At 45.0% G+C, this 220-nt stretch carries 1 pseudogene; it reads left to right on the forward strand.

The window, feature by feature from the left end:
• Positions 1–29: 29 nt before the first annotated feature.
• A pseudogene (locus CHH91_RS19550) lies at positions 30–220 on the forward strand (TRAP transporter substrate-binding protein); the annotation flags it as partial.

A 220-nucleotide genomic window follows, 5' to 3' on the forward strand; every position in this document is an offset into this window, starting at 1 on the left:
ACCACGTTTTTGGTTATGTGCAATTATTAATGAGTGACAAAACGTACCAAGAGTTAACAAAGGACGAACAGCAAGCGGTTATGGAAGCGGCTGAAGAAGCGCGTATGTACCAAAATGAAATCGTTTCCGCAGAAGAAGAGAGCGCTTTGCAAATGATGCTCGATGAAGGTGTCGAGCAAATCGAAGTCGATCAAGAGCCGTTTCGTGAGGCTGTTCAACC

Origin of the sequence: Virgibacillus sp. 7505, assembly GCF_002272135.1 — a bacterium.
In the GTDB taxonomy this organism is placed as follows: domain Bacteria; phylum Bacillota; class Bacilli; order Bacillales; family Amphibacillaceae; genus Terribacillus.